The organism is Mycolicibacterium sp. 624 (genome assembly GCF_040548615.1).
GTDB lineage: Bacteria > Actinomycetota > Actinomycetes > Mycobacteriales > Mycobacteriaceae > Mycobacterium.
The window spans coordinates 553,759-559,947 of the sequence record NZ_JBEPRZ010000005.1; the positions used below are offsets into that span (position 1 = coordinate 553,759).

The following is a 6,189-nucleotide window of genomic DNA, read 5'->3' on the forward strand; positions in this document are numbered from 1 at the left end:
CCCGGTGCCGACTACCTGAATATCGCCGCGTGGACTACCTAGCCCCCGTCCACCTACCTAGCGCCAAACCGGGCTGGGCCGGATACAACGGCCGCGCAAGCTGGTGGCCGCCGCCGGGCCCGGCCGGCACCCGACTGATCGTGCGCTCAGAAGGTGACGTTCTCTCCACGCGGTCATCGCGTCATTGATCCACCCGAAACTGCGGTGAGATCGCAAATTTTCGCGACAACGCGATCTGCCCGCAGTTTCGACGCGGCAGACCTAGGGCTGGCCGGGCAGGAGTCGAATCATCAGTCCGTTCGCCTCGGCGAGCAGCGTGCCGTCGGGATCGCGGAGTTCGGCGTTGACGAATGCCTTGCGGCCCTCGGTCTCGCGGATCCACCCGCGCGCGGTGAGCGGCGTGTCGATCGGTGTGACGTTGCGGTAGTCGACGTGCAGGAATCCGGTGCGACTGATCGGCCGTCCCGCGGCGTGGATCACCATGCCGAACACCGAGTCGAACAGCAGCGGGAGGACACCGCCGTGCACGGCGTAGTTGCCGCCGACGGAGAAGCGGCTGAACTGCACGCTCAGTTCCACGCCGGCCGGCTCGAACTTGATGACGCGGTACGGCGGCATCAGCAGGCTGCCGGAGCCAGGCAGCGACGGAACGCGGTTGGCCGGGCCGACACCCTCGGCCGCCTCGAATGGGTCGAGCAGTTTGACGAGTTCCTCGGCGCGGTCGGCGGCCTGCTCCCAGGTGTCAACGTCTGGGTTGGCGGACACCGCCAGGTCCTGCGCGCGGCGCATCGCGGTCAGGAACCGCCCGAACCCCGGCCCCGGCTCGGCCGCCTCGAAGTTGGGGAATCCGCCGTGCTTGTCGTACTCGGGGTCGACAAGCCGAGGATCCTCAGTCACCGGGGCTCGAGGACGTCGCGGCGCACGATCGTCTGGTCACGGCCTGGACCCACGCCGATGCACGAGACCTCGGCGCCGGCGAGCTCCTCGAGCCGCAGCACGTAGTCGCGGGCCTTGGCCGGAAGATCGTCGAACTCGCGCGCGCCGGAGATGTCCTCCCACCAGCCGGGCAGTTCCTCGTAGATCGGTTCGGCGCGGGCGATGTCGCTCTGCGTCATCGGCATCTCGTTGGTGCGCTTGCCGTCCACGGTGTAGCCAACGCACACCGGCACCGTCTCCAGGCTCGACAGCACGTCGAGCTTGGTCAGGAAGTAGTCGGTGATGCCGTTGACCCGGGTGGCGTAGCGCGCGATGACGGCGTCGAACCAGCCGCAGCGACGCGCGCGGCCGGTGGTCACGCCGACCTCGCCGCCGGTCTTGGCCAGGTAGGCCCCGTGCTCATCGAAGAGCTCGGTCGGGAACGGACCCGATCCGACACGGGTCGTGTAGGCCTTGAGGATGCCCAGCACCGTGGTGATGCGGGTGGGCCCGATACCCGAGCCGACCGATGCGCCGCCCGCGGTCGGATTCGACGACGTGACAAAGGGATACGTGCCGTGGTCGACGTCGAGCAGGGTGCCCTGGGAACCCTCGAGCAGAACGGTCTGGCCGTCCTCGAGAGCCTCGTTGAGCAGCAGCCGGGCGTCGGCGATGCGGTGCTTGAAACCCTCGGCCTGCTCGAGCAGTGAGGCCACGACCTCTTCGGGGTCAAGCGCCTTGCGGTTGTAGATCTTGACCAGAACCTGGTTCTTGAACTCGAGCGCGGCCTCGATCTTGTGGGCCAGCTGATCGGGATCCAGCACGTCGGCCACCCGAATGCCGATACGCGCGATCTTGTCCTGATAGCAGGGCCCGATACCGCGCCCCGTCGTGCCGATCTTCTTATTGCCCAGGTAGCGCTCGGTGACCTTGTCGATGGCCACGTGATAGGGCATCAACAGATGTGCGTCGGCTGAGATCAGCAACTGCGATGTGTCGACGTCGCGGTCCTCGAGCCCCTTCAGCTCGGTCAGCAGGACACCTGGATCGACCACCACGCCGTTACCGATGACGTTGGTGACGCCGGGCGTCAGGATTCCCGAGGGGATCAGGTGGAGTGCGAAGTTCTCACCCGTGGGAAGCACGACGGTGTGGCCGGCATTGTTGCCGCCCTGGTACCGCACTACCCACTGCACTCGGCCGCCGAGTAGATCGGTGGCTTTTCCCTTGCCCTCGTCGCCCCACTGGGCGCCGATGAGGACGATTGCCGGCATGACATTTTCTCCCGCTGTCTCCCGCACGTACTGGTTTCAGTACTGTGTGCAGCCGGTGAGCTACCTTATCCGACCTGATGCCCGAGTGTTTGCACGGAGCCTTCAGACGCGAGGAGCGAGTTGATTCCCGATCCGACTAAGCCCGAGTTCGCGGTGCTGCGATTCGGCGACCGGCGGGTCCCGCGGGCTCTGCGCGACATCCCCGCCTCGACGGTGACCGCACCGGCCGACATCGACGCGGTGACCGGGTGCCGACGTGTCATCGTCGTGGGCTCCGACGCCGATCTGGCCGCAGTGTTGACCCGCCTGCTCCGCACCGACCGGCTCGACGTCGAACTCGCCTACCTGCCACGATGGCGCACCGCCGCGACCCGCGCCTACGGGTTGCCCACCGGGTGGCGGGCGGCCCGGCTGGCCCGAGCGGGCACCGCACAGCGGGTGCCGCTGATCCGCGATGACGGCGGCCACGCCCTGGTGGGTGCGGCACTGTGGGTGGGCGCGACCGAGTTCGACAGCGGCGCGCCGACGGCGAGCCTGCACGGTGAGGCCGTCGTCGACGACACCGTGCTCTTCGATGGCGAGGTGACCGCCATCCGCGTCGAACCGATGCGGATGCAGCCGGGGCTGCGAGCCGCCGCGCTCAGCAGACGCATGCGGCCCACGCGGTGGGTGAGCGGGCGCGCCGCGCAGCTCGGGACGCCAGGAGCGTTCGTGGTGCGCGACGACGAGACGGTCAATCGATCGATGCGCCGGTCGACGTTCTACCGGCACACGACCGGCTGGCTGGCCGTCCGCTGACGTAGCTTCATGTGGTGAACATCCGCCCGCTGCACCAGTCGGTGCGCCCAAGCCCGATCTTTCTCGCGATCGTGGGGATCACGGCGATCGGCGGCGTCATCGCCTGGTTCGCGGGCATGTACCGGACTCCCCTGGCCTACGTCGGCGTGTTCGTCTTCGTCATCTTCGGATGGCTGGTGTCGTTGTGCCTGCATGAGTTCGGCCACGCGTTCACGGCGTGGCGCTTCGGCGACCACGATGTCGAGGTCCGCGGGTACCTCACCCTCAACCCGCTGAAGTACTCGAACCCCATGCTGTCACTGGGCCTGCCGGTGCTGTTCATCGCGCTTGGCGGGATTGGGCTCCCCGGCGGCGCGGTGTACGTGCGCACATCGTGGATGACCAAGCGCCAGCGGACACAGGTGAGCCTCGCTGGCCCGGCGGCCAACGTGGCGCTCGCCGTGCTGCTGCTCACCCTGACCCGGCTGCTGTACGACCCCGACCACTCGGTGTTCTGGGCCGGTGTGGCGTTCCTCGGCTTCCTGCAGGTGACCGCGGTGATCCTGAACCTGCTGCCGATTCCGGGGCTGGACGGCTATGGCGCGCTCGAACCACATCTGGCGCCCGACACGGCCCGCAGGCTCGAACCCGTCAAGGCGTGGGGCTTCATCATCCTGGTGGTGCTGCTGATCACGCCGCTGCTCAACCAGTGGTTCTTCTCGGTGGTGTTCTGGTTCTTCGACCTGTCCGGCGTGCCGAGCCCCCTGGTCGGCGCGGGTAGCGGACTGACCAGATTCTGGTCGGCCTGGCTGTAAGGCGTATTGCAATACATGCGTGTTTACGCATATATTGCTGGCATGGGTTCAGGTCACGATCACAACCACGGCGGCGCCGACGTCCGTGTGAGCAGGATGCTCATCGCGGCAGGCGTGCTGGCCGTCTTCTTCGTCGTCGAACTGAGCACCGCGCTGCTGATCAACTCGATCGCACTGCTCGCCGACGCGGGCCACATGTTGACCGACCTGGTCGCGATGTTCATGGGGCTGACGGCGGTTCTGCTGGCCAAGCACGGCCCCGCATCGGCCGCCAGGACCTACGGCTGGCATCGCGCCGAGGTGTTCACCGCCGTCGCCAATGCCGCGCTGCTGCTCGGCGTCGCCGGTTTCATCCTCTACGAGGCATTCGAGCGTCTCGGCGACGCACCCGACGTGCCCGGCGTCCCGATGATCGTGGTGGCCCTTGCCGGACTGGCAGCCAACCTGGTCGTCGTCCTGCTGCTGCGCTCGCAGTCCGAGAGCAGCCTCGCGGTCAAGGGCGCCTACATGGAGGTCATGGCCGACACCGTCGGCAGCATCGGCGTCCTGATCGCGGGCATCGTCACGGTGACCACGTCCTGGCCCTACGCCGACATCGTCGTCGCGGTCCTTGTCGCGCTCTGGGTGCTGCCGCGAGCCTTCTCGCTGGCCCGGGCGGCCCTGCGAATCCTGTCGGAGTCGTCACCGAGCCATATCGACGTCGACGAGCTGCGCACCGCCCTGGCCGCCGTCGACGGCGTGACCGGCGTGCACGACCTGCACGTGTGGACGCTGGTACCCGGCCGCGATATGGCGACCGCGCACGTCACGTGCAGCGGCGACGCGGTACAGGTGCTGGAGGGCGCGCGTGCCGTGCTGGCCGCACGCGGCCTCGAACACGCCACGGTTCAGGTGGAGCCGCCCGAGAACGCGGGCGACTGCGACGAGCACACCCACTGCTGACCGGGTCGGTCAGGCGAGGCCCAGCTGCGCACGCGCGCTCGGATCGCAGTCGTCCAGCAGGTCGACACACCGCGCGACCTCATCGGTCTCACCGATCGCGTCAGCGGCCCGAGCCAGGGCCGCGACGCAGCGCAGGAAGCCACGGTTGGGCTCGTGGGCGAACGGCACCGGGCCGAAGCCCTTCCATCCGTTACGACGCAACTGGTCCAGGCCTCGGTGGTAGCCGGTCCTGGCATAGGCGTACGCCGTGATCGCCCTGTCGTCGTCGAGGGCCTGTTCGGCCAATATCGCCCACGCCACCGAAGCCGTCGGATGCGCGGCCGCGACGATCGATGGGTTCTCGTCTGCGGCCAACGCCGCCTCTACCTCGGTGTCACCAGGCAGCAGTACTGGCTCTGGCCCCAGAAGGTCACCCATTCGCGTCATGGGCCTATTGTGCCGTGCGGGCCCAGGCGTGGTCGCAGGCGATGCCCGATTCGGGTGGATAAGCTCAGCTGGACCGTTTCGAGGAGGATTGAGACTCACATGTCGAACCCATCGGGGCCCGACGGGGACCAGCAGTACCCCTCAGACGACGAGCCCACCGCCGCACCCGAATCCGAGGCGATGACTGAGGCCTTCCCAGCCGCAAGAAACCCCGCCACCGAAACTCACGGTGCCGGCGCCACACCGGACGAGTCCCCGGAGCGGCGCTTCACCGCGCCGTCACCGTCGGATGCCGGACAGACCCAGATCATCGGCACGGTGCACGAACCCGCCACCGAGATCATCTCCGTGCCCGAACAACCCGCGGACGTCGCCGCCGCGTCGGCGTTCACCGAGCCGATCGCGCACTCGAACGTGGCTGGGCCACAGGTCATTCCGGGCCGCGGCGGCGCGCCCAAGCCGCCCGGCAGTCGGCGCAGCTGGGGCTGGGTCGTCGCGGTCGTCCTGGTGATCGGCGCGCTGGTGGCGCTCGCGATCCTCGGCACCGTCCTATTGACGCGCGACGACGCTCCGAAGGTGTCGCAGCAGGACATGGTGAAGCAGACCATCCAGAACTTCGACACCGCCATCCAGAAGGGTGATCTGGCGACGCTGCGCAGCATCACGTGCGGTGACACGGCCGTCAGCTACGTCCAGTACAACGACGCACAGTGGCGCGACATCCACGCCAGGGTGGCCGCGGCCCGTCAGTACCCGGTGGTGGCCAGCGTCGACCAGGTGGTGGTCAACGGGTCGCACGCCGAGGCGAACGTGACGTCGTTCATGGCGTACGACCCGGCGACCCGATCAAGCCGGTCCTTCGATCTGGAGTTCCGCGACGACCAGTGGAAGATCTGCCAGGCCCCCCAGTAGTTGTGATTTCGGCGCGTTTTGGAGCGGTCACCGCTCCAAAACGCGCCGAAATCGCTGGGGAAAGCTAGCCGGCGGGGGCGCAGGGGGCGCGGGGGTGGAGGGGGGTTGATGCGTAGAATAAGCGCGCG

7 protein-coding genes are annotated in these 6,189 nt (G+C 67.9%); 4 read left to right on the forward strand and 3 right to left on the reverse strand.

Annotated features, from left to right (window positions below; translation table 11 throughout):
- Positions 1 to 261: 261 nt before the first annotated feature.
- Positions 262 to 897, reverse strand: a complete 636-nt coding sequence (locus ABIA65_RS22305) for a PaaI family thioesterase (RefSeq protein WP_241401280.1) — start codon at positions 895 to 897, stop codon at positions 262 to 264.
- Positions 894 to 2,189: an adenylosuccinate synthase gene (locus tag ABIA65_RS22310; protein ID WP_241401281.1), complete on the reverse strand. Its 1,296-nt coding sequence runs from the start codon at positions 2,187 to 2,189 to the stop codon at positions 894 to 896. Before ABIA65_RS22310 ends, ABIA65_RS22305 begins: the two co-directional genes overlap by 4 nt.
- A 120-nt stretch (positions 2,190 to 2,309) precedes the next feature.
- On the opposite strand from ABIA65_RS22310, the gene ABIA65_RS22315 reads away from it, so the two are divergent.
- The 3 genes from ABIA65_RS22315 to ABIA65_RS22325 are packed head-to-tail and all read left to right on the forward strand — an operon-like array spanning position 2,310 to position 4,723.
- Positions 2,310 to 2,987 carry a peptidase M50 gene (locus tag ABIA65_RS22315; RefSeq protein WP_502919602.1) on the forward strand — a complete coding sequence of 226 codons (678 nt, stop codon included), beginning with the start codon at positions 2,310 to 2,312 and terminating at the stop codon, positions 2,985 to 2,987.
- Between the two features lie 14 nt (positions 2,988 to 3,001).
- The gene (locus tag ABIA65_RS22320) at positions 3,002 to 3,781 is read left to right on the forward strand and encodes a site-2 protease family protein (RefSeq protein WP_354524917.1); all 780 of its coding nucleotides are present in this window, start codon (positions 3,002 to 3,004) and stop codon (positions 3,779 to 3,781) included.
- A 42-nt stretch (positions 3,782 to 3,823) separates the two neighbouring features.
- Entirely contained in the window at positions 3,824 to 4,723 is a 900-nt protein-coding gene (locus tag ABIA65_RS22325) for a cation diffusion facilitator family transporter (protein ID WP_241401283.1), read from the forward strand.
- 9 nt (positions 4,724 to 4,732) lie between these two features.
- On the opposite strand, the gene ABIA65_RS22330 is transcribed toward ABIA65_RS22325, so the two are convergent.
- Positions 4,733 to 5,149: a DUF3151 domain-containing protein gene (locus tag ABIA65_RS22330; RefSeq protein ID WP_241401284.1), complete on the reverse strand. Its 417-nt coding sequence runs from the start codon at positions 5,147 to 5,149 to the stop codon at positions 4,733 to 4,735.
- A 99-nt stretch (positions 5,150 to 5,248) separates the two neighbouring features.
- Between ABIA65_RS22330 and ABIA65_RS22335 the strand changes: the two genes are divergently transcribed.
- The gene (locus tag ABIA65_RS22335; RefSeq protein ID WP_241401285.1) at positions 5,249 to 6,061 is read left to right on the forward strand and encodes an Rv0361 family membrane protein; all 813 of its coding nucleotides are present in this window, start codon (positions 5,249 to 5,251) and stop codon (positions 6,059 to 6,061) included.
- Positions 6,062 to 6,189 lie beyond the last annotated feature (128 nt).